We start from the raw sequence: 24,918 nt of genomic DNA, 5'->3' as shown, positions 1-24,918 counted from the left end.
TCCAGAGGTTAGTATGAAGCAATATGATGTAGTCATTGCTGGTGGTGCCATGGCTGGTGCAACGTTAGCATTGGCGATTGACCATTTGTCTCAGGGAAAGCTCCGCATTGCCGTCGTTGAGCCTTTTAAAGCACAATCAGATATGCACCCTGGTTTTGACTCTCGCTCAATCGCATTGTCTTACGGTACTGTCAATCTGTTGCGTCAACTACAGCTCTGGACGTCAGTAGAACCGTTTGTCACACCCATTGAACATATCCACGTTTCTGACCGCTCTCATGCTGGGATGACGGAGATTACCAAGCAAGAGGTTGGGGTGGGAGCTCTAGGGTATGTTGTAGAATTAGCCGATGTTGGGCGTGTATATCAAGAATTATTAGACAGCAGCGAATCAATTACACTGTTTTGTCCTGACTCCGTTACCGATATCGAGCGCGAGCAAAACTGTACCCATGTGACGTTGAAAAGTGGTGAGCAACTTGAAGCAAAACTGCTGGTGGCTGCAGATGGTGCTGTTTCGACCTGTTGTCAGAAAATTGGTCTAGAACTTTCTGAGCAAGATTTTGAACAAGTGGCTGTCATTGCCAATATTGTGACTCAAGAATCTCATCAAGGTAGAGCCTTTGAACGTTTTACTGAAAATGGCCCTGTTGCTTTATTGCCAATGAGTGACAATCGAATGTCCTTAGTTTGGTGTTTGCACCCTGAAGAAGCCCAAGCCGTTCTTGAGTTATCTGATCAAGCATTTCTCCAGCGTTTACAGAACGATTTTGGTTGGCGTTTAGGCGCGATGAAAAAAGTGGGGCGCCGTGCAAGTTACCCATTGCTTCTTCGCCATCGAAAGCAAAATATTTCACATCGCTTTGCGATTGTTGGAAATGCGGCGCAAACGCTGCACCCGATAGCTGGACAAGGCTTTAATCTCGGTATTCGCGATGTAGTCTCACTAGCAGAAGAAATTGTGCAGCAAAGTGAGGATGTGGGTCTTTATCAAGGCCTGATGCGCTTTAGTCAACGTAGAGAAACAGATCGAAGCGAAACTATTTGGCTAACCAGTGCCTTGGTGCATGTTTTTTCAAATGATTTACCCGCGATGCGAATTGGCCGAAATACTGCCTTAGCAGCGATGGATAACCTTTCTATTTTTAAGCAGCCGCTACTACGCCATACACTTGGCTTGGTAAAACGATGAACGGCCGCACTGAATTAGGTAATAAAAAGCAATGATGCAAAGTGTAGATATCGCCATCATCGGCGGAGGGATGGTTGGGTTGGCACTTGCTGCCGCGTTCAAAGACAGTGATCTGCGTGTCGCCGTTATTGAAGGTAAAGTGCCAGATGATTCGTTGAAAGAATTGCCCGATGTTCGTGTGTCTGCGCTGAGCCGCTCTAGTGAGACGATTTTGCGTAAACTTGGTGCTTGGCAGGGCATAGAACAGCGCCGAGCTTCGCCTTACCATGGCATGGAAGTATGGGAACAAGATAGCTTTGCCAGCATTGAATTTAATGCACAAAGTATGGCACAACCTGATTTAGGGCATATTGTTGAGAATCGTGTGATTCAACTTGCACTGCTTGAACAAGTCCAAAAGCTCGATAACGTCACGATGTTTATGCCTGCACGTTGCGCGACTCTCGCGGTCGGTGAGCAAGAAAGCTGGCTGACGCTCGATAATGGCCAAGCCATGACCGCTAAATTAGTGGTCGGAGCCGATGGGGCGAATTCGTGGCTTCGCCATCAAATGGATATTCCATTAACGCATTGGGACTATGGTCATCATGCTTTGGTCGCGAATGTCAAAACTGCTATGCCACACAACAGCATTGCGCGCCAGATATTTACTCCTCACGGACCGTTGGCATTTTTGCCAATGTCGCAACCAGATATGTGCTCTATTGTTTGGTCCACGGAGCCAAATCGAGCAGAGCAGTTAGTGGCAATGAGTGAACATGATTTCAATAAAGCGTTGACGAGTGAGTTTGATGCTCGACTTGGTCTATGTGAAGTAGTGGGAGAGCGTGCTGCGTTTCCTTTGAAAATGCGCTATGCGCGAGATTTTGTTGTCGAGCGAGTCGCGCTGGTTGGTGATGCAGCTCATACCATTCATCCATTAGCGGGGCAGGGTGTGAATTTAGGTTTATTAGATGCGGCCAGTCTTGCTCAAGAAGTATTAGCACTTTGGAAGCAGGGTCAAGATATCGGCAGTAAACGCAACCTAAGAAGCTACGAGCGTTGGCGAAAAGCGGAAGCGGCAAAGATGATCGCTACTATGCAAGGGTTTCGAGATTTGTTCTCTGGCGAGAACCCTGCTAAAAAGCTTGTTCGTGGCATTGGCTTGAGTTTAGCGGGGCAACTGCCGGGAGCGAAAGATGAGATCATGAAGCGCGCGCTTGGTTTAAAGGGACACTTGCCGGATCTGGCGCGTCAGTAAGTGCAAAGCGAACTTCAAATACACAAAAGGCTGGTTAATCCAGCCTTTGTTTTATCAACATTTTGCTAAGCATATGCGCATCGGAGTTTCATTATTTCTTGATTGATCTCTTTGACCGCTCGGAAATGGCGTTGCTCTGCTTTCTCCGGCAGTATTAACTTACCGTTATCAAACTCGAATCTACCGACCCCGTAAATATAAATTCTTCCTTTAAAAAGACGACTTATATGTTTAGCAATCATACTTGGTGTATAGCGCTTAAACAGTCTCATATTTACTTTCCTTTTATCTAACCTAGCCTAGGTATTCTACGTTCTGGACGCGAAAATTATTGTGACAGCAATAGTATTAAATACAGATGTAGGGTGTTGCGTCAGAGAATTGTGTTGTCTTAGACAATTTGACAGTGTCATCTCTTAAATAGCGTGAGGATTACCCCAAAAATAACCTCTCTAAAGGAACCCTTACGCCAATACACTCCTTTTTACGTGACGCATTAAGCAATAGTTTTGTTACAGAATTAAGAATAGAACGAAAACGGTTGTTTGCTAGTTGTTTCTATTAAGGTCGTGCTTCGCGTAACACACTTTACGTTCTAACGATTAGAGGAAATGAAAGAGAAAAAGTTCCACGTAAAAAAAAGCCCGCTTCAGCGGGCGAATAGTCACAGATGCATTACACAAAAGTGGATAACTAACTGCATGAATGCTGTCACTCAGCTAGCTGACTCACTTTATATCGGTTAAGTGCTTGTTTGAAACTTAACCAACAAATTCAGCATATACGAGTTTTATCTTTGTGACTATTTATGTTTTATATGTGATTAAAAATTCTCATGTCTATTTTTGTAGATATGAGCGAGATCACGCAGTGATAGAAACACTACGTGTCATTACATTGTTTTTAGACGATTAACGACAGATCTCAGCTACGGTCGGCTGGCACAATTGGATAAGATCTTGAATAGAAAGCGCCAGCCCAGCCATTCGATCGCCACTGCTGATCGTGACTTCCTGTTCTTCTAGTAAGCTAGGGTCGAACACGATTGGCATATGACGTTTGAGTAACAGAGGAGTGACAGTACCAATTTTGTAACCAGTGATGGACTCAACGTCGGCTTGATCAACACAAGTCATCCGGCGACATTTCAGTAACGAGCGCACTTTTTTGGGATCAACGCTACGATCACCAGGTGCACAGGCGAGTGCATATTGATTACCCATGTCTCGTAGCAAGATTGCTTTCACCATTTGAGAGGGGCGAATGCCGCGTTGGTGCGCGGCATCCTCAATGGTCGTTGCTGGTCTTTGATGCGGTAACAGACGAAACGGAATGTGTTGGTCTGTGAGAAATTGCATCAAAGGAGTATTGATTGTATTACTCATCATCAAGACTGTAAGGCAGTGATTCGATTGTCCATTCACATTCTGGTTGCGCAACTAAACGAAGACGAGTGTCCTCATCGAGATTATTAGGCAGCACGATCAGGCCAATCGCGTGATTGTCACTGAACTGGTAGTGATTTAATAAAGCACCTACTGAACGCCAGTTTTCACCTACGCTGCGTTCGAGCTCAATTGGTTCGTCACTGAATGGAGCAGAAGTTGCACCTTTTACGATATACATCGCACGTTTATTGGTACCGCGATACTTCGCTCGTGCTACCGTTTCTTGTCCCGTGTAGCAGCCCTTTGTGAAGCTTATGCCTCCTAAAGCTTGCACGTTAAGTGCTTGTGGAATGTGAGCATTCTGCGCGGATGCAGAGACAAATGGTAAACCTGCCTCAATATCGAAACGATTCCAAAGCTCATTTGTCGTAAAGACAGCGTCGGTAGTTTCAACGATTTGCTGTGCTTCTGGCGCACTTAATATCAGTAACCAGCGATCTTGTGCAACTTGCACTGCTGTGCCACCGTCAACTGGGCGAACGCTGCCAGTTGTCTTGCTCATTGTTGAAATGAATTCATCGGCTTTGACGCCAGCGACACCTAAGATAACGTCATCAGAAGCTTCAATCGTTACTTTAGAGAAAATGGCGTATTTCTTTATTTCACTAAGTTCTACGTCAATCGCCGATTTTGGTTGGATCATGCCGTAGCCATCATGATGATGGAAAAGGCGGAACACGCTCCACACTTTGCCTTTCGCATCACAATGTGCGCCCAGTGTTGATTGGTCTTGTTCTAAAGAAACAACATCGCAGGTAACCTGACCTTGTAAGTATGATTTTTTATCGTCACCGATCATGGTGATCATGCCGAAGTTATCCAGCAGTGAGATAGATAACTCTGGAAGTGCGTCTTGAGTTGAGAGAGGTAATGCTGAAAAACGAGTTTGCCATTCCATAATTACAATGCCTTTTGAAGATATTTTTCCGCTATGTTATACCCAAATAACCTTGAGATACTAGGGGAGCGATTTACGAATCAACATTTGTCTGCTTTCACTATCGTATTGTGACCCGCACACTAGTGACGTAGCACATCCCTTGTTACACTCCGCACTAACAACAAGACATCTATGAAGGAATAGTGAATGTACACTCCGGAAGAAAAAGCGCGTATTAAATGGGCTTGTCGTCGAGGCATGCTTGAGCTTGACGTAGTAATTATGCCGTTTTTTGAAGAGTGCTTTGATACTCTGAGTGAACAAGAGCAGCGTGACTTTGTTTCTTTACTTGAATGCGATGATCCTGATCTGTTTACTTGGGTAATGGGGCATGGCCGTAGCGAAAATTTAGGTCATGCAGCAATGGTTGATAAAATTGTCGCCCATAACCTCAGCAAAGTTCGTTAATTTTACTGCTTCTCCCTCTCTGACTGCCCGAGTCTTCAATGTTGTACTTTTCTTATTGATGACTTGGGCTGTTATCTTCTCTAGCATTCCGATCGTATTATCGACTTATTTGTTATTACTGACTGTGAAGGCTTTCTCAAACCAAGGCCTTGTTCAACCTACAAGTCATGGGCATTGGTATGTGCACTGCGATGGCTCGGTTAGGTTTGATGCCCTTGAGTATGGCGAATGCTCGGAAGATATTGAGTCCGAAAAGGGTCATTTACAGCGAGTCGATACATCGGCATCACCATTCAAGATAACATTCCAATTGCAATCTGGCCGTAGTGTTACGATTTGGCGTGATAGCTGTGACGATGAGCAGTATCGTCAACTATCTTTGGTATTACGCCAATGGGAAATGAAACAGGGAGCTAATGCTCCCTGCTGATGTAATAGTTTACTTGGTAAAGTTAAAGCTGTTTAGCTGGAACCAAAATCGTTGGGCCGCTGTTTTCCAGTTGGTTCGGATAGTCAAGCGTGTAGTGCAAACCTCGACTCTCTTTACGCTGCATCGCACAACGAACCATCAACTCTGCTACTTGTAAAAGGTTACGCAGTTCTAATAAGTTGTTCGACACGCGGAAATTGCTGTAGTACTCGTGTGTTTCTTGTTGCAATAGTTGGATACGGCGTAAGGCGCGCTCTAAACGCTTGTCAGTTCGCACAATGCCCATGTAGTCCCACATAAACAGACGAAGCTCGTGCCAGTTGTGCTGAATGATCACTTCTTCATCACTATTGGTTACTTTGCTTTCATCCCAACATGGCACCTGTGAGGGTAGCTCAACGTTAGTGTGATGTTTTAGAATATCTTTTGCCGCAGACCAAGCATAAACCACGCATTCGAGAAGTGAGTTTGATGCCATGCGGTTAGCACCATGCAGCCCGGTGTAGCTAACTTCACCAATCGCATACAAATTTTTCAGATCGGTGCAGCCATTTCTATCCACCATGACACCGCCACAAGTGTAGTGTGCAGCAGGTACGATTGGGATTGGCTCTTTAGTCATGTCAATGCCCAAGTCCATCAAACGTGAATAAATGGTTGGGAAGTGTTTCGTAATAAAGTCAGCAGGCTTATGACTGATGTCGAGATACATACAGTCGGCGCCTAAACGCTTCATTTCGAAGTCGATAGCACGAGCCACGACGTCACGCGGAGCAAGCTCTTTACGTTCATCGAAATCTGGCATAAAGCGAGAACCATCTGGACGACGCAGGTAAGCACCTTCGCCACGTAACGCTTCAGTTAGCAAGAAGTTACGTGCTTCTGGGTGATATAAACACGTCGGATGGAACTGGTTAAATTCCATATTAGCCACACGACACCCTGCACGCCAAGCAATCGCAATACCATCACCAGACGACACATCTGGGTTAGAGGTGTATTGATAAACCTTTGAAGCACCACCTGTAGCGAGAACCACAAATTTGGCTCGCACGGTTTCGACATGCTCTTCGTTGCGGTTCCAAATATAAGCACCGATAACTTTGTTTTTATCACCGCCAATTTTGTCTTCGGTGATTAAGTCCAGAGCATTATGACGTTCGAGAACATGAATGTTTGGATGATTATGAGCGTTATCTTGCAGGGAGGTTTGCATCGCCATACCTGTCGCATCTGCCGCGTGAAGAATACGACGACGGCTATGACCACCTTCACGAGTTAAGTGGTAGCGAGGTTCATCGTCAGAGTCATCTTCTTCACGATCAAATGGGACACCACCGTCAATCAACCACTGTACACACTCTTTTGAATGCTCAGCAATGAACCTTACGGTCTCCTCATCGCAAATACCATCCCCGGCGATTTGCGTGTCTTCAACGTGTGAATCAATGGTGTCTGACTCATCAAATACGGCAGCGATACCGCCTTGAGCATAGTAGGTCGCCCCTTCGCTGCGTGGTCCTTTACTCAGCACCATCACCTTACAGTGGTTAGCAACGCGCAAAGCCAACGACAAACCTGCCGCGCCACTCCCTACCACTAATACATCACACTCATGTTCACGATTTGTGTTCATATAACTTTTATAATCCCAAGCTAAGGTAACAAAGTTACCTTGTGTATTATTTGCACACCATGTGCATTCCATTATCGCGACATCTGTCGCTAAGGGCTAAGTTGGGAGACCTATCGACGTCCGTGTTACGGCGGTGACTGAGCCACTCTTCTTTTTCATGCAGAGCATGAGCATGCTTCCTAAGTTATAATTTGTAACGCGGTGTTCAGATAGCCATTAGCCATGCAAATGAAAAGTAATAGTTTGTCAATGCCATTGCTTTTCCATGCTCGACCCAGCACAATCTGGGACAGAGATCATTCATTATACCCATTTCCCTCCAAGATGCTCGCTTGTCAAACTTAGACTAAAGTCAGGCAGCGGTGGTCATTTGGGTACAGACATCACACTGTGAAAAAACAATGACAAAAAACTTGAGAAACCATGGAACTTTCTCATTCACGTTAGGGTCACAATAGTGCTCAAGTAAGCAGTGGTGTCAATACTACGTTTTGCATAATTAGTACCCATATCTGAGAAGAGTAGGGGCATAACAAATAGGAGTATCCGCTCGAATGAACGAGCAGCTGACCGATCAAGTATTGATTGAGCGAGTTCAGAATGGCGATAAGCAAGCATTCAACCTGTTGGTAACAAAGTACCAGAATAAGGTATGTAATCTTATTTCCAGATACGTTAGTAATCCTGGCGATGTACCAGATGTAGCACAAGAAGCGTTTATTAAAGCTTACCGAGCTATCCCTAGCTTTCGTGGGGAAAGTGCGTTTTATACGTGGCTGTATCGCATTGCAGTGAATACTGCGAAAAATCACATTGTTGCTCAAGGGCGTAGACCTCCAGCGACAGATGTCGATGCTGAAGATGCTGAATTTTACGAAACAGGTAGTGCACTTAAAGAAATATCGAACCCTGAGAACTTAACGTTGTCCAAAGAATTGCAACGGGTGGTGTTCAGTGCAATCGAAGCTTTACCTGAAGATTTAAAAACCGCAATGACATTACGAGAGCTCGACGGCTTGAGTTATGAAGAAATTGCAGAAGTGATGGATTGCCCGGTAGGAACGGTACGATCGCGTATCTTCCGTGCTCGTGAGGCGGTGGAAAAGAAAATCAGACCTCTTTTGCAACGCTAGTACAAGTAATAACTATGGTGAAAATAATGGCTGACAAAGAAAAACTTTCAGCTCTCATGGATGGAGAATTGGTCGATAAGGCTTTAATTCAAGAGTTAGAGCAAGACCAAGAGAGCCGTGATGCTTGGCAGAACTATCACCTGATTGGTGATGTGATGCGAGGCGAAGCGCCAGCAAAACCTGAGTGGAATATTGCTGAAAGCGTGGCGTTAGCGTTAGAAGATGAACCTGCACACCGTGCGTTTGATTCGCACAGTGCAAATGTTATCTCAATTGCGGATACGCCAAAAGAGTCGCAACCAGAACCGCAAAAAGCAAAACGTCAGTTGCCAGGTTGGTTGACGCAGTTTGGTCAAGTTGCTGTTGCTGCATGTGTATCGCTTGTTGTTATTTTAGGTGTACAGCAGTACGGTGGTAGCGATTCAATGTCGCCGCAAGCAGATCAATTACCTGTATTGCAGACGGTTCCGTTTGCTGGCAGCGCAGAACCAGTGAGTTTGACTCGTGAGTCTGTAGAACGTTCTGTAGGCGAGGCAAATATGCAAGAGCAGCGCAAGCGTGTTCATGCTATGCTGCGAGACTACGAATTGCAGTTACGAATTAACAGTGATGCATCTCAACAAGATGCAAATCTGAATCCGGATATTGAATGAAAAAATTTCTGATCAGCGCTTGCGCTCTGTTCAGTATGATGTCTTCTCAAGCCTTTGCTGGTGATAAGCCAGCGGAGGCTTTATTGCATCAAATGAGCGAGGCGAGTAAGAATTTAAGTTACGAACTCTCTTATATCCTTATCAAAAAGAACAGCATTGAGCCGTTGCTGTATCGTCATGCCACGCATGGTGACGATCAATATGCTCATCTTGTCTACTTAAGTGGCCCTGTGCGTGAAGTGATTCGTCGCGGAACTGAAGTAAGTTATATCGAAACGGGTTTAGAACCGTTCACCATCGAGTCAGGTAAAATGGTCGCTCCGACTATGCCTATGCTCAACACCAATATCGATGAGCTAAACTTGTATTACGACTATGTAAAAGTGGGTAGAGCTCGTGAAGCTGGTGTGGCAACACAAGTGCTGCGTATTGTTCCTAAAGACGGTCTGCGCTATTCATACGTACTATGGATCGATGAAAAGAGTAAATTGCCGTTGCGTGCCGACCTTGTGGACCGCGATGGTGAAATGCTTGAACAATATCGCACTATTTCTTACACGGTAAACCCAAAAATCGCAGAGTTAATGAGTGGCCTGCAAGATGTTCAATTACCTGCTGTTCTCACCATGCCAAAAGGCGATATTGGGACCAGTAATTGGCAGGTTGGTTGGATCCCTGAGGGTTTCGAGCCGAACGAGCTCAACCGCTATCGTATGGCCGTTACTAACCAAATGGTGGAGAGCCAGCTGTATTCTGATGGTCTGTTTAGCTTCTCTGTTTACGTAGCAAACAAGGATGAGCATTCGTTAAAAGGGCAGTTGGTTCGCCAAGGCAGAAGAACGCTACACAGTTTTGTGAGCGGTCAACATGAAATCTCTGTTGTAGGAGACATTCCACCGACCACAGCACAGCGTATCGCCCAATCAGTCACATTTAATGTAACAAAGAGTAAATAACAATGATGACCGCGTTGGCTACCGTGACAGACGTGCATCGTCGCGGCAAGCAATACGAAATTGATTTAAGTTGCGAACAGCAGACCAGTTGCAGTAGTTGCTCTTCACAGAAAAGCTGTGGAACGGGCGTTGTTACTAAAGCCATTGGTAACAAGAGTTTATCTTGGCACCTGCGCACGGATAAATCGGTGAAAATAGGTCAAGTCGTCGAGATTGGTTTTCCTGAGTCGAGCCTAATAAAATCAGCAATGGCGGTTTATTTACTGCCATTGTTTGGTTTGATTATCGGTGCGATGTTTGGTCACTTCCTATTAGCGCCGCTGACAGCCGGCGGGGAAGGCATCATCATATTGGCATCGGTATTGTTTGCCGCTGGTGGAATGTGGATCGCAAAACGTGTTTCTCGTCCGTTAGAAGATGAATCCAAGCGCCAAGTTACCCTCGTTCGGGTACTTGGAGAGCCAATCCAGTAAGTGCTGTCCCCCTCCACTAAAGGTTATTTGGGTATGTACTTTAAATTACGTGCGCCCGTTAACGAAATTCGGTAGAATCTGCCAACTTGATTGAAATGCCGTCAGTAGATGGCGTTTCTTACTGTCCCTATTTGTAAAGAGTTAGTCACCCTAAATCTATGAAGCACATTCGTAACTTTTCGATTATCGCCCACATCGACCATGGTAAGTCGACCCTATCAGACCGTCTAATCCAAGTTTGTGGCGGGTTAACCGATCGTGAAATGGCCGCACAGGTTCTGGATTCTATGGATCTTGAACGTGAGCGTGGCATCACCATCAAATCTCAGAGTGTGACGCTAAACTACACCGCTAAAGACGGTGAGACGTATCAGCTGAACTTCATCGATACTCCGGGGCACGTTGACTTTGCATATGAAGTATCACGTTCTCTAGCGGCTTGTGAAGGTGCGCTATTGGTTGTGGATGCGGGTCAAGGTGTTGAAGCTCAAACACTGGCTAACTGTTACACCGCGATCGAAATGGATCTAGAGGTTGTGCCAATCTTGAACAAGATTGACCTACCAGCAGCCGATCCTGAGCGTGTAGCGGAAGAAATTGAAGAAATCGTTGGTATCGATGCAATGGAAGCAACCCGCTGTTCTGCGAAGACAGGCATCGGTGTTGATGACGTTCTAGAGAACATTGTGTCAGCGATTCCAGCACCGGAAGGTGATCCAGATGCGCCACTACAAGCGCTGATCATTGACTCATGGTTTGATAACTACCTTGGCGTTGTTTCTCTAGTGCGTATTAAAAACGGCGAACTGAAGAAGAACGATAAGATCAAAGTGATGAGTACGGGCCAAGTTTGGGGTGTGGACCGCCTTGGTATCTTTACGCCAAAACAAGTGGATACCGATACCCTTCGTACTGGTGAAGTAGGTTGGGTTGTTTGTGGTATCAAAGACATTCTTGGTGCCCCTGTTGGTGATACGCTGACTCTAGCGAAGAATGGTTGTGATAAACCGCTACCAGGCTTTAAGAAAGTTAAACCACAGGTTTACGCAGGTCTGTTCCCAGTATCTTCTGACGATTACGAGAACTTCCGTGACGCACTAGGCAAACTAAGCCTTAACGACGCATCGCTATTCTACGAGCCAGAAAACTCTGCGGCACTTGGCTTTGGTTTCCGTTGTGGTTTCCTTGGCATGTTGCACATGGAAATCATCCAAGAGCGTCTAGAGCGTGAATACGACTTGGATCTTATCACCACAGCACCAACGGTAGTTTACGAAGTTGAGAAGACGGATGGCGATCTGCTGTATGTTGATAGCCCAGCAAAACTACCAGCGATCAATGACATTGAAGAAATTCGTGAACCGATTGCGCGTTGTAATATCCTTGTGCCTTCAGAGTACCTAGGTAACGTAATCACCCTGTGTGTTGAAAAGCGAGGCAGTCAAGTTGATATGGTTTACCACGGTAACCAAGTCGCTGTGACTTACGATATTCCAATGGCTGAAGTGGTACTGGATTTCTTCGATCGTCTGAAATCAACATCACGCGGTTACGCATCTTTGGATTACAACTTCCAGCGTTTTGAAGCTTCGAATATGGTACGTGTAGACGTTCTTCTTAACGGTGACACTGTTGATGCATTGGCGATGATCACACACAAAGATCAGTCTCAGACTCGCGGTCGTCAGTTGGTAGAGAAGATGAAAGAATTCATCCCTCGCCAAATGTTTGATATCGCAATCCAAGCGGCAATTGGTAACCACATTATCGCTCGTTCAACGGTAAAACAGTTGCGTAAGAACGTTATCGCGAAATGTTACGGCGGTGACGTAAGTCGTAAGAAGAAACTTCTGAAGAAACAGAAAGAAGGTAAGAAACGCATGAAGCAGATCGGTAACGTTGAGCTGCCTCAAGAAGCGTTCCTAGCCATCCTTCACGTAGGTAAAGACTAAAGTTGAACTTTGTCTCACACTTGTCGGTCTTAAGACGTTAGATATTAAAATAAGTGAAAGGGTTTCGGCTCTTTCACTTTCGTATTTTTAGATAAGGGAATTTAATGGCGAATACATTCTCACTGATGTTGGTTATTGCGACTTTGGTAACTGGCGTGGTTTGGCTATTGGAAAAGCTGGTTTTCGCGAAAAAGCGTCAGGAAAAACTGGCTGAGATTCAAGCTCAGACGTCTAATGGTTTGGATGCAGTGACCTTGCAAAAAGTTGAGCGTCAGCCTTGGTGGGTTGAAAATAGCGTCTCTATTTTCCCTGTGATCGCGTTCGTTTTAGTATTACGTTCTTTTATCTACGAACCATTTCAAATCCCATCAGGCTCAATGATGCCTACCTTGCTGGTTGGCGATTTCATTTTAGTTGAGAAGTACGCGTACGGTCTAAAAGACCCAGTATGGCGTACTCAGCTAGTGGAAACTGGTAAGCCTGAGCGTGGTGATATCGTGGTATTCAAATACCCACCACAACCAAGTGTGGACTACATTAAGCGTGTAGTTGGTTTACCTGGTGATATCGTGCGTTATTCAAGTGATAAGCAGCTTTGCGTGCAAAGCCAAGGCGAATCGGCATGTAAGCCAGTTAAACTGAGCAATGTTGAAGAAAGTCAGTTTAGCTCGAACGGTATTCCAATGATCCAACTGGATGAAAAATTGGGTAACGTTGAGCACAATATTTTGGTTAACCCTCTTGTGCGTAACCGCGTGGAGCAATATTTCCCACGCAGCGGAACGACAGAGTGGGTTGTACCACAAGGTCAGTATTTTGTGATGGGTGATAACCGTGACAACAGTGCTGACAGCCGTTACTGGGGCTTTGTTCCAGAAGCAAACTTAGTCGGTAAAGCTGTCGCGATCTGGATCAGCTTCGAGTTTGATCGTGGCGCAGATAGTGTTCTACCTTCATGGATTCCAACTGGTGTGCGTTTTAACCGCATCGGTGGCATTCACTAACCATTCAAATATCGAGAGAGTATGAATTCTCCAATTGATAAACTAGAGAGAAAGCTCGGCTACCAGTTTCAAGATGCCGGGCTTATCAATTTGGCGCTGACGCACCGCAGCGCCAACAGTAAGCACAATGAACGTCTTGAGTTTCTGGGCGATTCAATTTTAAGTTTTGTCATCGCTGATGATCTGTACCATCGTTTCCCAAAAGTGAACGAAGGTGACATGAGCCGCATGCGTGCTACTTTGGTTCGCGGACATACATTGGCGGAACTGGGTCGTGAATTCGATCTAGGAGATTATTTAAAATTAGGTCCAGGTGAATTGAAGAGTGGCGGTTTTCGCCGAGACTCTATTTTAGCCGATGCGGTTGAAGCCATTATTGGCGCAATTTACCTAGACAGTGATCTTGAAGTTGTGCGAGGCATTGTACTGAGTTGGTATCAGTCACGCCTTGAAGCCATCAAACCAGGCGTTTCACAGAAAGATCCGAAAACTCGCCTACAAGAGTTCCTACAAGGCAGAAGAAAACCGCTGCCTGTCTACACAGTGACTAATATTAAAGGTGAAGCGCACAACCAAGAGTTCACGGTTGAGTGCGAAGTAGCAGGTGTGGATAAGCCTGTAATCGGTAAAGGCACCAGCCGCCGCAAGGCAGAACAAGCGGCTGCTGAAACAGCACTTGAGCAATTAACAAATGGCTGATAACGAATTCGATATCGATGCGTTTTTCGCATCACAGGGTGAGCCAAGCTCGCCAGAAAACCAACACTGTGGCTTTATTGCTATTGTTGGTCGTCCAAACGTAGGTAAGTCGACACTTCTGAACAAAATCTTGGGTCAGAAGATTTCGATCACCTCTCGTAAGCCGCAAACGACACGCCACCGTATTATGGGTGTGGATACGGACGGCGATTACCAAGCGATTTACGTCGACACGCCTGGACTTCACATTGAAGAAAAGCGTGCGATCAACCGTTTGATGAACCGTGCAGCTAACTCGTCATTGAGTGATGTAAACCTTGTGTTCTTCTTAGTCGATGGTACGCATTGGACTAAAGACGATGAGATGGTGCTGACCAAACTTCAAAAATCGAACTTCCCAGTTGTGCTTTGTGTAAACAAAGTCGACAACGTACAAGATCGTAACGACGTGATGCTACACATGGCGGAGATGTCGAAGAAGATGGACTTCGTGGATGTTGTGCCAATCTCTGCCAAGCAAGGTAAGAACATTGACGTACTGCGTAAGCACGTGCGTAATCACTTACCTAAAGCAACGCATCACTTCCCAGAAGAATACGTGACTGACCGTTCTCAGCGTTTTATGGCGTCTGAGATTGTGCGTGAAAAGCTGATGCGCTTTACTGGTGAAGAGCTGCCATACTCAGTAACGGTTGAGATTGAACGTTTTGATTACAACCCAGAAACCGACGGTTTCCACATCAATGCCTTGATTCTTGTTGAGCGTAATGGCCAGAAGAAAATGGTGATTGGCAAAGGCGGCGAGAAGATTAAGACCATTGGTCGCGAAGCGCGTTTAGATATGGAAGAATTGTTCGGTCGTAAGGTTTACCTAGAAACCTGGGTAAAAGTGAAATCTGGCTGGGCAGACGACGAACGAGCGTTGCGATCGTTGGGTTATATAGACGATTTATAATCTTGGCTGCGAAGGTGCTTCGCTCCAACATCGATGAAAAATCAGTATCGATTAAAATAAGGAGCCGCTCGGCTCCTTATTTTTTATTTCACACTTTTTAGGCACAATGACTTAGATGAGTAATCTGTCTTCCGAAGGTTTACAGCGCTGTTTTGTATTGCACCGACGCCCTTACAGTGAATCGAGCTTAATCCTTGATGTATTTAGTGAGGAATATGGCCGAATGACTTTAATGGCCAAAGGCGCGCGCAGTAAGCGTTCGAACTTAAAAGGCGCATTGCAACCTTTTACCCCGCTATTACTTAAATGGTCGGGGAAAGGCTCAATGAAAACTTTGCGTCAAGCCGAGCCGATAAGTCTAGGTTTGCCGTTAACGGGCATTAATCTCTACTCAGCCATGTACGTCAATGAACTGATTGGCCGTATTTTGATGGCTGAAGTGCCGATGCCAGCACTATTTCATGATTATTTGCATGCGTTAACCGAGTTGGCGCACAACGAGAACCCTGAGCCTGCACTGCGTCGTTTTGAGTTAGCCTTGCTGTCTGCGATGGGGTATGGCGTGGATTTTTTGCATTGTGCAGGTACCGGCGAGCCCGTCGATCCAGAAATGACCTATCGTTACCGGGAACAGAAAGGGTTTATTGCTTCGGTTAGGCGCGATAACCTCACGTTTTTAGGGAATGAACTGATTGCTATCAGTGAGCGGCGGTTCGTCACTAAAGAGCAGCTAAAAGCGGCAAAACGCTTTACACGTATAGCCTTAAAGCCGTATCTTGGCGGCAAACCTTTAAAAAGTCGTGAATTTTTCATTCAGACCCCCAGAGCACGGAGTAACGGAAAATGAGCTCAATTTATTTAGGCGTCAATATCGACCATATTGCCACTCTACGTAATGCACGTGGTACAAAATACCCAGATCCTGTTCACGCTGCTGAAATTGCAGAGCGTGCAGGCGCGGACGGTATCACTATCCACTTACGTGAAGACCGTCGCCATATTTTGGATCGTGATGTACGTATTCTGCGTGAAACCATTCAAACGCGTATGAATCTAGAGATGGCAGTGACTGACGAAATGGTTGAGATTGCGCTGCAAACTAAACCAGAGTTTGTGTGTTTAGTGCCTGAAAAGCGTGAAGAACTGACGACGGAAGGTGGCTTAGATGTAGTAGGGCAGCTTGACAAAATTAAAGCTGCGACGAAAAAGCTGACAGATGCAGGCATTAAAGTTTCGCTCTTTATTGATGCTGACCGTCAACAGATTGAAGCTGCGAAAAAGTGTGGCGCTCCGTTTATTGAGCTACATACTGGCCATTATGCAGATGCGACGACAGAAGACGAACAACAAGCTGAACTGAAGAAGATTGCCGCTGGTGCGAGTTATGCACATGATCTAGGTATTATTGTTAATGCCGGGCATGGCCTGACTTATCACAATGTCGCACCAATTGCTGCATTACCAGAAATTTACGAACTCAACATTGGTCACTCAATCATTGGTCGCGCAGTATTTGATGGTTTAAATAAAGCGGTTGCTGACATGAAAGCACTGATGATTGAGGCTCGCCAGTCATAGGGCTATCTAGATGGCGATTATAGGGTTAGGGACCGACATTGCAGAAATTGAGCGTATTGAAAAAGCGTTAGCTCGTAGTGGTGAACCTTTTGCTCAGCGGATTCTTTCAGAAGAAGAAATGGCCAAATTCTCACAGCTTAAGCTGCAAGGTCGTTATCTTGCTAAGCGCTTTGCTGTTAAAGAAGCTGCCTCAAAAGCATTGGGGACAGGGATCGCAAAAGGGGTCACGTTTCACGACTTTTCCATCTCGAACGATGAGCTTGGAAAACCAGTACTCGCATTGACGGGCACAGCCAAGCAAATAGCGGATGCGATGGGTGTTAACCATATTCACCTGTCCATTTCCGATGAGCGTCATTACGCTGTGGCGACGGTCATTTTTGAATCCTAGCTTGTAAGTCTTAAACAAAATACTAAAAAGCCAGAGCATTTGCTCTGGCTTTTGTTTCTCTTCAATAGATCACTGTTCAAGGTATAACTTTGCGGTTGTTGTTACTTTAATCATTTCATCTTGCAGCTCGAACATTTCAGGCTCAACCTCCTCAAGACTGACCCCTGAGCGCAGTGCTTGCTCAAGCGTCGCACAGAGTGACTTCAGTCTTGGAACGCCACAATATGAACTACTGCCGTGCAGCTTATGGATGACATGAATTAGGTCATCACGAGAGATATCTTCTTGCTCTAGAGCTTGGTCAACAACCGCCTCTACTTCAGGGATGAACTCAATCAACATGCGCAGCATATCTTTGGCGAGATCCTCTTTATTCGCGCTCTGTTTCAAGGCCGCTTGCCAATCAATAATCACATCCTGCTGAGGTGAAGAAACGGATTGTGGTGCGCTTCCTTCAGGTTCATCAACGTATGAAGGGGCGACTTTGCCAATGCTCTCTGTACAAGCATTGGGGTTCCAGTGAACCAAAACCTGTTGTAGCACATGCTCTTCAATAGGTTTGGTCAAGTAGTCATCCATTCCTGCCGAGAGCAAGCGGTCTCGTTCCCCTGCCATGGCATGCGCCGTTACCGCAATCACTGGCGTGTCTTTATTTAGCTCCAACTCTTTAATGTGCTTACAAGCGGTCACCCCATCCATTTGTGGCATTTGAATATCCATGAAGATTAAATCGTACTTTTTCTCTGTCGCCAGGTTCACCGCTTGCTGGCCATTGCTACAGGCGGTGACGGTTTCTACTCGTTCGCGGAGCAGTGCAGAGATCAGCTTCAAGTTTGCAGGGTTGTCATCCACTGCTAGTACAGTGAGAGGTAAACGGTCCCCTTCGCTTGGCGTAATTGGAGCGCTTAATACCGGTGGCGATTCTACATGTTCGCTAATCAGGCTTTGTAGCAACTTACGGCGAGACAATGGCTTCGTCAGGCACTGGACATGATGCTCTGTCATTATTTGGTCCGCAAGCGCCAATTCGGTACTCGGTGTCCCTAGGAGAACACTCGGAGCCATACGTTTCGCTTGTTCTATCCAAGGTGTAATAACTTCCGCATCGTGAGTCTGGTTGGCCGCTAAATTCAACAATACATAATCATATTGTTCTTCGTTGTTTGGTAGCGAAGAGCGGTAGGTTACTAAAATACCCTCCTGACTCAGAATCTGTTGGGTTACGGATGCGGCTTGCATGTTTGGTTCAATCAGCAGTAACTGCTTCCCAGTCAGAAGTTCCACTTCAATCAGTTCGCTCATTGGCATCTCGGTTGAGTGCAAGCGCACCGTAAACCAGAAGGTTGAACCTTGGTGTAGACGGCTGGTTAAACTGATTTCGCCGCCCATCTGGCTCACCAGTTTCTGAGTGATGACCAGACCAAGGCCAGTACCGCCGTAACGACGTGAAATACTTGCATCTGCTTGGCTAAAGGCTTGGAACAACTGCGCTTGCTGACGCTCAGAGATACCAATACCGGTATCACGCACCATGAATTGTAGTTCGACGGAGTCTCCTGATTGAGAGCGCATTTCTACGCTAACATCAATGTTGCCTCGCTCGGTAAACTTGATTGAGTTACCGACTAAGTTCGTCAAAATTTGCTGGATACGTAGTGGATCCCCAACTAAACCCGGTGGAATTTTAGGGTCCACTTTTAGGGTGATTTCTAACCCTTTCTCATGTGCACTTGTGGCTTGTAGGTTAATTACCTCTTCTAAACTTTCTCGGAAATCAAAAGGAATGTTTTCCAGCGCCAGCTTACCCGCTTCAAGTTTCGAGAAGTCGAGAATGTCATTGATGATATTCAGCAGGTTGTTCGCCGACTTCTCAATCGTCTGTAGGTAATCCGTTTGGCTGTTAGAAAGCTGCGTTTTAAGCATTTGACGAGTAAAGCCAATCACCCCATTGAGCGGAGTACGCAGCTCGTGCGACATGTTCGCCAAGAACTCTGACTTAACCCTGGCCGCTTCTTGCGCGCGTTTCTTCGCGATATCCAGCTCAACGTTCTGAATTTCTAGCTGCTCAAGCGTTTCACGTAAGTCGGACGTGGCTTGGTCTATACTGTGCTGCATCTCTACGTGATATTCTGATAACGATACCGCCATGGCGTTGATGCCATTTTTTAGCTGGTCTAACTCACCGTGCATTTTGCCTTCGATACGCACATCCAGATGACCGCGGCGAATGCGGTCAACGACATTCTTCATGTGGGTGATAGGTTGGGTCACATCGTGCATTAGACGTGAAGCAAACACACTTGCTAAGCCAAGACCGAGAACCAGAACTAAAAACGCAGAAAAGACTTCTTGATACTGTTGCAGCCTCAAGGAGGAGAGATCTAACTCGACGGCGATGTAACCAATCGCTTTTGTGCCTTGGCTTTCGTTCGACAACTCCGCTAAGTAGTGACCTTCTGACAAAATGGGGACACGCAATATCAGTGAGTTTTCGTAGATTTCCGAATTACCCAGTTGCGGGATCGGTTTATCTTTGGGAAACATCAAGGCTTCAAAATTAGGATGAAAGTTAGAGGTCACAAAGAGCTCATGATGTTCATCAAATACCGCGATACTACGAACCAGTTTGGAGTTTTTGCGGTGCGCGTAGCTTATCAAGCGACGTACCGCCTCTCGGCTTTCTGATAGTAGATGAGTTTCACTGGCAATCGCCAGCGGCTCAATAATGCTGTTACCAGTGGTGATAACTTGTTTCTCAAGGTCTTGGTAGCGGTTAAATGAGAAAAAGCCGCTCAGTAATAAACCAATAATGAGAGTGGGAGCGAGAGTTAGTGTAATTACACGTGCTCGTAAGCCATATCTGGTCATGTTATCTAATTACATCGGAGTCTGGATATGGGAAAATAACGCATTATTTCTCAAGCGCACGATAAAGCCTTGAGCAAAGAAGTGACGTCACCGAATAAACGGTAAGCATAATCAAGTCACTCGAATCACACAACGGCTGCAATCAAGAATAGTGAAGCCGAAGAGCAATTACATATAAATCAGGCATAGAGCATGGCACGCATCTTTCAACCGAAAAAGAAAACCCAACTCAATACTCGGCACCAAGCAGTGCAAGTAGAGCGTTTAGATCACCACGGCGCAGGCATTGCTTACCTCAAAAAGAAGCCATTGTTTATTGATGGAGCACTGCCGGGTGAGGAGGTGGTCACTCAATTGGTGGAAGAAAAGAGCAAATACGCTCGCGGTAAGTTGATTAAAATCCTTAAGCCGAGTGAAGCTCGTGTGGAGCCATTTTGCCCACATTATCATGAGTGCGGTGGCTGTGATTTGCAGCATTTAGATTATGACCAACAATTGACGTACAAACAGCAAACGTTGCGTCAGCTAATGCGAAAATTTTCAGGCAGTGATATTGAACTAGATGCCCCGTTATTGGGATATTCGCAGGCCTACCGTCGCCGTGCGAGAGTGAGCTTGTTTGTTGATAAAAAAACACGTCAGCTACATTTTGGTTTCCGTAAAAAGCAGAGTAAGCAAATTGCGCAAGTGACCGATTGCCCAGTGCTGGCACCGGAACTGAATGTTTTGCTGCCAGAGATTTACTCAGCCCTAAAAGCGTTCAAAAAGCCGGAACAATTGGGTCATGTAGAGCTGGTACTTGGTGATAATGGGCCGTGTATTACGCTGCGCCACTTGAGCGCTCTGACAACGAGTGAAACTCAATCTCTAACGGAGTTGGCAAAACGTCATGGCGCATCGTTGTACTTAATGCCATCGACAGAACAATTAGACCTTATCGAAGGCGATATGCCTTTTTATCAAGAAGTTGGAGTGAAAATCCCTTTTGCACCAAATAACTTTATTCAAGTAAACCAAGGTGTAAACCAACAAATGGTCAAACAAGCGGTTGAGTGGTTAGACCCACAAAAGAGTGACCGAGTGTTAGATTTGTTCTGTGGTTTAGGCAACTTTAGTTTACCAGTTGCGAAATTAGCTAAGTACGTGGTTGGAGTAGAGGGTGTTGCAGAGATGGTAGAAAAAGCCACAAACAATGCATCTTTGAACCAAATCAATAACGCGCAATTTTATCACGCTAACCTTGAGCAAGATTTTGAAGGCCAAGCCTGGGCCGCAGAGCGGTTTGATAAAGTATTATTAGACCCGGCACGCGCGGGAGCGAGTGGGATCATCGATCAAGTTTCTGAGCTTGGCGCACAGCGTGTAGTTTATGTTTCTTGTAATCCTGCTACCCTTGCTAGGGATAGTCAAAGCTTGATAGAGCAAGGCTATAAATTAACTAAATTAGGTATGCTGGATATGTTCCCTCATACCAGTCATCTAGAATCGATGGCATTGTTTGAAAAGTCCTAACTTTAGGACTTTGACCCCTTATTTGTGGTGGGTGGTCATAAAGCCAGCGTGTACGCGCGGTAAAAAGAACTAACCTGGACGGTGTTAGTCAAACCACACGAATATAATAATTAGGATGATGAGATGGTTGCGGTAAGAAGCGCGCATTTAAACCAAGATGAACAGTTTGAACTCGAAAACTGGGTGGCTAGCCTAGGACAAGAGAAAAACACAGCCTCACGCTTAATCGAAGTATATCGAGATTGCCAGACAGTATTAGCTGATAACGAGCAAGCGGAACTGTTGTTGTGGCGTGGACGAGAAATGATCGAAATTTTGATCACCTTGTCTATGGATCAAGCCACTTTAGTGGCTGCTCAACTGTTTCCTTTGGTTGCAAGTGGTGCTTTCAACAGAGAAATTCTGGAAGAGAAATACAGCAAAGAAATCATAAAATTAATCGACGGCGTTGAAGAAATGGCTGCTATTGGCCAACTCAACGTCAACATGGAAGGCAGTGCAGCGTCATCTCAGGTAGATAACGTACGCCGCATGCTGCTTGCCATGGTGGATGACTTCCGCTGCGTAGTTATCAAGCTCGCGGAACGAATTTGTAACCTTATTGAAGTTAAAAAAGCGCCAGATGAAGTTCGACGTGCGGCGGCAAAAGAGTGTGCCAACATCTATGCGCCGCTAGCAAACCGATTAGGCATCGGTCAGCTGAAATGGGAAATTGAAGATTACGCTTTCCGCTACCAACAACCGGAAACTTACAAACAAATTGCCAAACAGCTTTCTGAGAGACGCATCGTTCGTGAACAGTACATCAAAGACTTTGTTGAAGACCTCACGCACGAAATGGAAGTGTCGGGCATCAATGCCGAAGTGAGTGGTCGACCTAAGCACATCTACAGCATTTGGCGAAAAATGCAGAAAAAGAGTTTGGCCTTTGATGAGCTGTTTGATGTGCGAGCAGTGCGTATCATCGCAGACAAACTGCAAGATTGTTACGCGGCTTTAGGCGTAGTTCACACCAAATACAAGCATCTACCGAGCGAGTTTGATGACTACGTTGCTAACCCTAAACCAAACGGTTATCAATCGATCCATACAGTAATTCTAGGGCCAGAAGGCAAAACCATCGAGATCCAGATTCGTACCAAGCAAATGCATGAAGAGTCGGAACTGGGGGTTGCAGCGCACTGGAAATATAAAGAAGGGGCAAGCAGCCGAAGCGGTTATGATGAGAAGATCACGTGGCTGCGTAAGCTACTGGATTGGCAAGAAGAAATGTCTGACTCTGGCGAAATGCTCGATGAGCTGCGTAGCCAAGTCTTTGATGACCGTGTTTATGCCTTTACACCACGTGGTGATGTTGTCGATTTGCCAATGGGGGCAACGCCGCTAGATTTTGCCTATCACATTCACTCCGAAGTGGGACACCGTTGTATCGGTGCCAAAGTCGGAGGTCGTATTGTGCCATTCACGCATAAATTACATATGGGTGACCAAGTCGAGATTATCACTCAGAAAGAACCTAACCCATCACGTGACTGGTTAAACCCATCATTAGGCTTCGTTCATTCTGGTCGTGCGCGTGCCAAAATTAACGCCTGGTTCCGAAAACAAAGCCGTGAGAAGAACCTTGAAGCAGGTCGTGAAATCCTTGAGCATGAGTTAGCCAAAATTGGCGCAACGTTAAAAGATGCAGAGCATTACGCCCTCAAGCGGTTTAACGTCAAAACACCAGATGAATTGTATGTTGGGGTAGGTAGCGGTGATTTGCGCATAAACCAAATCATTAACCATATTAACGCGTTAGTTAACAAGCCAACGGCAGAGGAAGAAGATCAGCAAGCACTGGAAAAACTGCAAGAAGCTGAGCACAAATCACCCGCGCAAAGCCGACCGAAAAAAGACGCAGTTGTAGTAGAAGGCGTCGATAATCTAATGACACACCTAGCACGTTGCTGTCAGCCAATTCCAGGTGACGATATCTCTGGTTACATAACGCAAGGTCGTGGGATTTCAGTACACCGCAGTGACTGTGAACAGCTAGAAGAACTGCGCCATCATGCGCCAGAGCGCATCATCGATACAGTCTGGGGCAGCGGCTTTGTGGGGTCATACATCCTCACCGTGCGTGTTGAAGCGATGGAGCGAGGTGGTCTACTCAAAGACATTACGACACTGTTCGCCAACGAAAAGATTAAAGTGACCAGTATGAAGAACCGAGTCGACTACAGACGTCAACTTGCCATCATGGACTTTGACCTAGAAGTCACCAATATTGAGGTGCTTTCGCGGGTTTCGAAACGTGTGGAACAGATCAAGGATGTAATGTCTGTAAAACGCCTCGGCTAAAACTCTCGTCAGAGTTATCGTTGTAGCGTTGTTGACTGCACGCACTCCGGAGTGCCGGCCCAGGTTCATCACATAGGCGAGCTATGCTCAGGAGTCGCGAAAATTTGTTGCCTTGTCAAAGTAACAATTACTTAGTGAAAGCTGCTGAGAAAATATAATGTAGAAGGTGAGTGGTTTTGGCTGCTCACCTTTTTCTTTAATAGAAAGGTTTAAAGGAACAAAAAATGAGTCATCCAATTGAACAGTTAGAACAAATCATGGCGAAGCTGCGTGACCCAGAAAACGGTTGCCCTTGGGACTTAAAACAAACCTTTGACACCATCGTTCCGCATACTATAGAAGAAACCTACGAAGTGGTGGACGCGATTCAAAATCGAGATTGGCCCAATCTAAAAGAAGAGCTAGGGGATTTGTTGTTTCAGGTGATTTTTTACAGTCAGCTAGCGAAAGAGCAAGAGCTGTTTGACTTTTCGGATGTCGTCGAAACCGTGAACGAAAAACTGACTCGTCGCCACCCGCATGTTTTTTCAGATGTTGAGTTTGAATCTGACGAGGAAATTAACGCGAACTGGGAAGCGGAAAAAGCAAAAGAAAAAGCCCTAGTAGGCAAAGCGGAAGAAAGTATCCTAGACTCAATACCAAACTCTTTACCGGCACTTTCTCGTGCTACAAAAATTCAGAAAAAATGTGCAAAATTTGGGTTTGATTGGGATTCACTTGGCCCGGTTGTCGATAAAGTACGAGAAGAAATTGACGAAGTCATGGAAGAGGCACTGCAAGTTCAGCCCGATGAAGAGAAAGTTGAGTTGGAGCTCGGTGATTTGCTATTTGCGACTGTCAATTTGGCTCGCCACCTTGATAAAAACCCAGAAGTCGCGCTAGGAAAAGCAAACGTAAAGTTTGCGCGACGTTTTAAACAAGTTGAAGGCAAGGTCCAGCAGTCAGGCAAAGTACTTACAGATTGTTCTTTATCAGAACTTGACCATTTTTGGGATGAAGTAAAACAAGAAGAATCGAGGCAGAGGTAAACTGACAGAATACATAATATAAGGTCAGCTTGTTTGGTTACACGAAAACGGACTTTGGTTTGTCTTTGCTCACTTTGAT

Annotated in this window: 23 protein-coding genes; 18 read left to right on the top strand and 5 right to left on the bottom strand. The window is 45.6% G+C overall.

Translation table 11 applies throughout. The features are described 5' to 3' along the window. Positions 1–13 precede the first annotated feature (13 nt). Complete coding sequence (ubiH, locus tag R7Z41_RS14430; RefSeq protein ID WP_054575404.1) at positions 14–1,192, top strand: 2-octaprenyl-6-methoxyphenyl hydroxylase; 1,179 nt, start codon at positions 14–16, stop codon at positions 1,190–1,192. Between the two features lie 31 nt (positions 1,193–1,223). Then, positions 1,224–2,432, top strand: a complete 1,209-nt coding sequence (locus R7Z41_RS14425; protein WP_033907445.1) for an FAD-dependent 2-octaprenylphenol hydroxylase — start codon at positions 1,224–1,226, stop codon at positions 2,430–2,432. 65 nt (positions 2,433–2,497) lie between these two features. Here R7Z41_RS14425 and R7Z41_RS14420 read toward each other — a convergent pair whose 3' ends face one another. From R7Z41_RS14420 to ygfZ, 3 genes are all read right to left on the bottom strand, one after another. Further along, the gene (locus R7Z41_RS14420) at positions 2,498–2,704 is read right to left on the bottom strand and encodes a DUF1107 domain-containing protein (RefSeq protein ID WP_005380970.1); all 207 of its coding nucleotides are present in this window, start codon (positions 2,702–2,704) and stop codon (positions 2,498–2,500) included. Positions 2,705–3,343: 639 nt separating this feature from the next. Beyond that, a complete protein-coding gene (locus R7Z41_RS14415; protein ID WP_005384562.1) occupies positions 3,344–3,817 on the bottom strand; it encodes an aminoacyl-tRNA deacylase in 474 nt (157 codons plus the stop codon). After that, positions 3,810–4,778 (bottom strand): tRNA-modifying protein YgfZ, encoded by a 969-nt coding sequence (gene ygfZ / locus R7Z41_RS14410; protein WP_025768842.1) that lies wholly within the window; start codon positions 4,776–4,778, stop codon positions 3,810–3,812. Before ygfZ ends, R7Z41_RS14415 begins: the two co-directional genes overlap by 8 nt. A 189-nt stretch (positions 4,779–4,967) precedes the next feature. On the opposite strand from ygfZ, the gene R7Z41_RS14405 reads away from it, so the two are divergent. Together R7Z41_RS14405 and R7Z41_RS14400 are read left to right on the top strand one after the other, a co-directional pair. Further along, positions 4,968–5,228 carry a succinate dehydrogenase assembly factor 2 gene (locus R7Z41_RS14405; protein ID WP_005380951.1) on the top strand — a complete coding sequence of 87 codons (261 nt, stop codon included), beginning with the start codon at positions 4,968–4,970 and terminating at the stop codon, positions 5,226–5,228. Beyond that, positions 5,197–5,658, top strand: coding sequence for a protein YgfX (locus R7Z41_RS14400; protein ID WP_318136375.1), 462 nt, complete (start codon positions 5,197–5,199; stop codon positions 5,656–5,658). Before R7Z41_RS14405 ends, R7Z41_RS14400 begins: the two co-directional genes overlap by 32 nt. A 22-nt stretch (positions 5,659–5,680) precedes the next feature. On the opposite strand, the gene nadB is transcribed toward R7Z41_RS14400, so the two are convergent. After that, a complete protein-coding gene (gene nadB, locus R7Z41_RS14395) occupies positions 5,681–7,294 on the bottom strand; it encodes an L-aspartate oxidase (protein ID WP_005380947.1) in 1,614 nt (537 codons plus the stop codon). 554 nt (positions 7,295–7,848) lie between these two features. Here nadB and rpoE point away from each other — a divergent pair. The 11 genes from rpoE (at position 7,849) to acpS (ending at position 17,088) form a co-directional block, all read left to right on the top strand. Continuing rightward, complete coding sequence (gene rpoE, locus R7Z41_RS14390; RefSeq protein ID WP_005380946.1) at positions 7,849–8,427, top strand: RNA polymerase sigma factor RpoE; 579 nt, start codon at positions 7,849–7,851, stop codon at positions 8,425–8,427. 26 nt (positions 8,428–8,453) lie between these two features. Further along, positions 8,454–9,080 carry a sigma-E factor negative regulatory protein gene (locus tag R7Z41_RS14385; protein WP_025768843.1) on the top strand — a complete coding sequence of 209 codons (627 nt, stop codon included), beginning with the start codon at positions 8,454–8,456 and terminating at the stop codon, positions 9,078–9,080. Then, complete coding sequence (gene rseB, locus R7Z41_RS14380) at positions 9,077–10,036, top strand: sigma-E factor regulatory protein RseB (protein WP_005380941.1); 960 nt, start codon at positions 9,077–9,079, stop codon at positions 10,034–10,036. The genes R7Z41_RS14385 and rseB overlap by 4 nt, the downstream gene beginning before the upstream one ends. Before the next feature lie 2 nt (positions 10,037–10,038). Continuing rightward, positions 10,039–10,509, top strand: a complete 471-nt coding sequence (locus tag R7Z41_RS14375; RefSeq protein WP_005384575.1) for a SoxR reducing system RseC family protein — start codon at positions 10,039–10,041, stop codon at positions 10,507–10,509. A gap of 158 nt (positions 10,510–10,667) precedes the next feature. Continuing rightward, positions 10,668–12,461: a translation elongation factor 4 gene (lepA, locus tag R7Z41_RS14370; RefSeq protein WP_005380934.1), complete on the top strand. Its 1,794-nt coding sequence runs from the start codon at positions 10,668–10,670 to the stop codon at positions 12,459–12,461. Positions 12,462–12,565: 104 nt separating this feature from the next. After that, entirely contained in the window at positions 12,566–13,465 is a 900-nt protein-coding gene (gene lepB, locus R7Z41_RS14365) for a signal peptidase I (protein ID WP_005380933.1), read from the top strand. A gap of 21 nt (positions 13,466–13,486) precedes the next feature. Further along, entirely contained in the window at positions 13,487–14,164 is a 678-nt protein-coding gene (rnc, locus tag R7Z41_RS14360; RefSeq protein WP_005380932.1) for a ribonuclease III, read from the top strand. Further along, positions 14,157–15,119, top strand: coding sequence for a GTPase Era (era, locus tag R7Z41_RS14355; protein WP_005380931.1), 963 nt, complete (start codon positions 14,157–14,159; stop codon positions 15,117–15,119). The genes rnc and era overlap by 8 nt, the downstream gene beginning before the upstream one ends. A gap of 115 nt (positions 15,120–15,234) precedes the next feature. After that, entirely contained in the window at positions 15,235–15,966 is a 732-nt protein-coding gene (gene recO / locus R7Z41_RS14350) for a DNA repair protein RecO (protein ID WP_005384578.1), read from the top strand. Next, positions 15,963–16,697 (top strand): pyridoxine 5'-phosphate synthase, encoded by a 735-nt coding sequence (gene pdxJ, locus R7Z41_RS14345; RefSeq protein WP_064354306.1) that lies wholly within the window; start codon positions 15,963–15,965, stop codon positions 16,695–16,697. Before recO ends, pdxJ begins: the two co-directional genes overlap by 4 nt. A gap of 10 nt (positions 16,698–16,707) precedes the next feature. Beyond that, positions 16,708–17,088: a holo-ACP synthase gene (acpS, locus tag R7Z41_RS14340; RefSeq protein ID WP_005380927.1), complete on the top strand. Its 381-nt coding sequence runs from the start codon at positions 16,708–16,710 to the stop codon at positions 17,086–17,088. A 69-nt stretch (positions 17,089–17,157) separates the two neighbouring features. Here acpS and barA read toward each other — a convergent pair whose 3' ends face one another. After that, on the bottom strand, positions 17,158–19,956 hold the full coding sequence (gene barA / locus R7Z41_RS14335; protein WP_213886902.1) for a two-component sensor histidine kinase BarA: 2,799 nt from the start codon (positions 19,954–19,956) through the stop codon (positions 17,158–17,160). A 192-nt stretch (positions 19,957–20,148) separates the two neighbouring features. On the opposite strand from barA, the gene rlmD reads away from it, so the two are divergent. From rlmD to mazG, 3 genes are all read left to right on the top strand, one after another. After that, the gene (gene rlmD, locus R7Z41_RS14330) at positions 20,149–21,468 is read left to right on the top strand and encodes a 23S rRNA (uracil(1939)-C(5))-methyltransferase RlmD (RefSeq protein ID WP_025768846.1); all 1,320 of its coding nucleotides are present in this window, start codon (positions 20,149–20,151) and stop codon (positions 21,466–21,468) included. Between the two features lie 123 nt (positions 21,469–21,591). Further along, entirely contained in the window at positions 21,592–23,811 is a 2,220-nt protein-coding gene (gene relA, locus R7Z41_RS14325) for a GTP diphosphokinase (RefSeq protein WP_225478050.1), read from the top strand. Between the two features lie 224 nt (positions 23,812–24,035). Beyond that, positions 24,036–24,839 carry a nucleoside triphosphate pyrophosphohydrolase gene (gene mazG / locus R7Z41_RS14320; RefSeq protein ID WP_005383780.1) on the top strand — a complete coding sequence of 268 codons (804 nt, stop codon included), beginning with the start codon at positions 24,036–24,038 and terminating at the stop codon, positions 24,837–24,839. The last annotated feature ends 79 nt before the right edge of the window (positions 24,840–24,918 follow it).

It is taken from the genome of Vibrio sp. 1457 (assembly GCF_033340195.1).
In the GTDB taxonomy this organism is placed as follows: Bacteria; Pseudomonadota; Gammaproteobacteria; order Enterobacterales; family Vibrionaceae; genus Vibrio; species Vibrio alginolyticus.
Note: the sequence above shows the minus strand (reverse complement) of the source record. Positions and strands in the feature narration are given on the sequence as shown.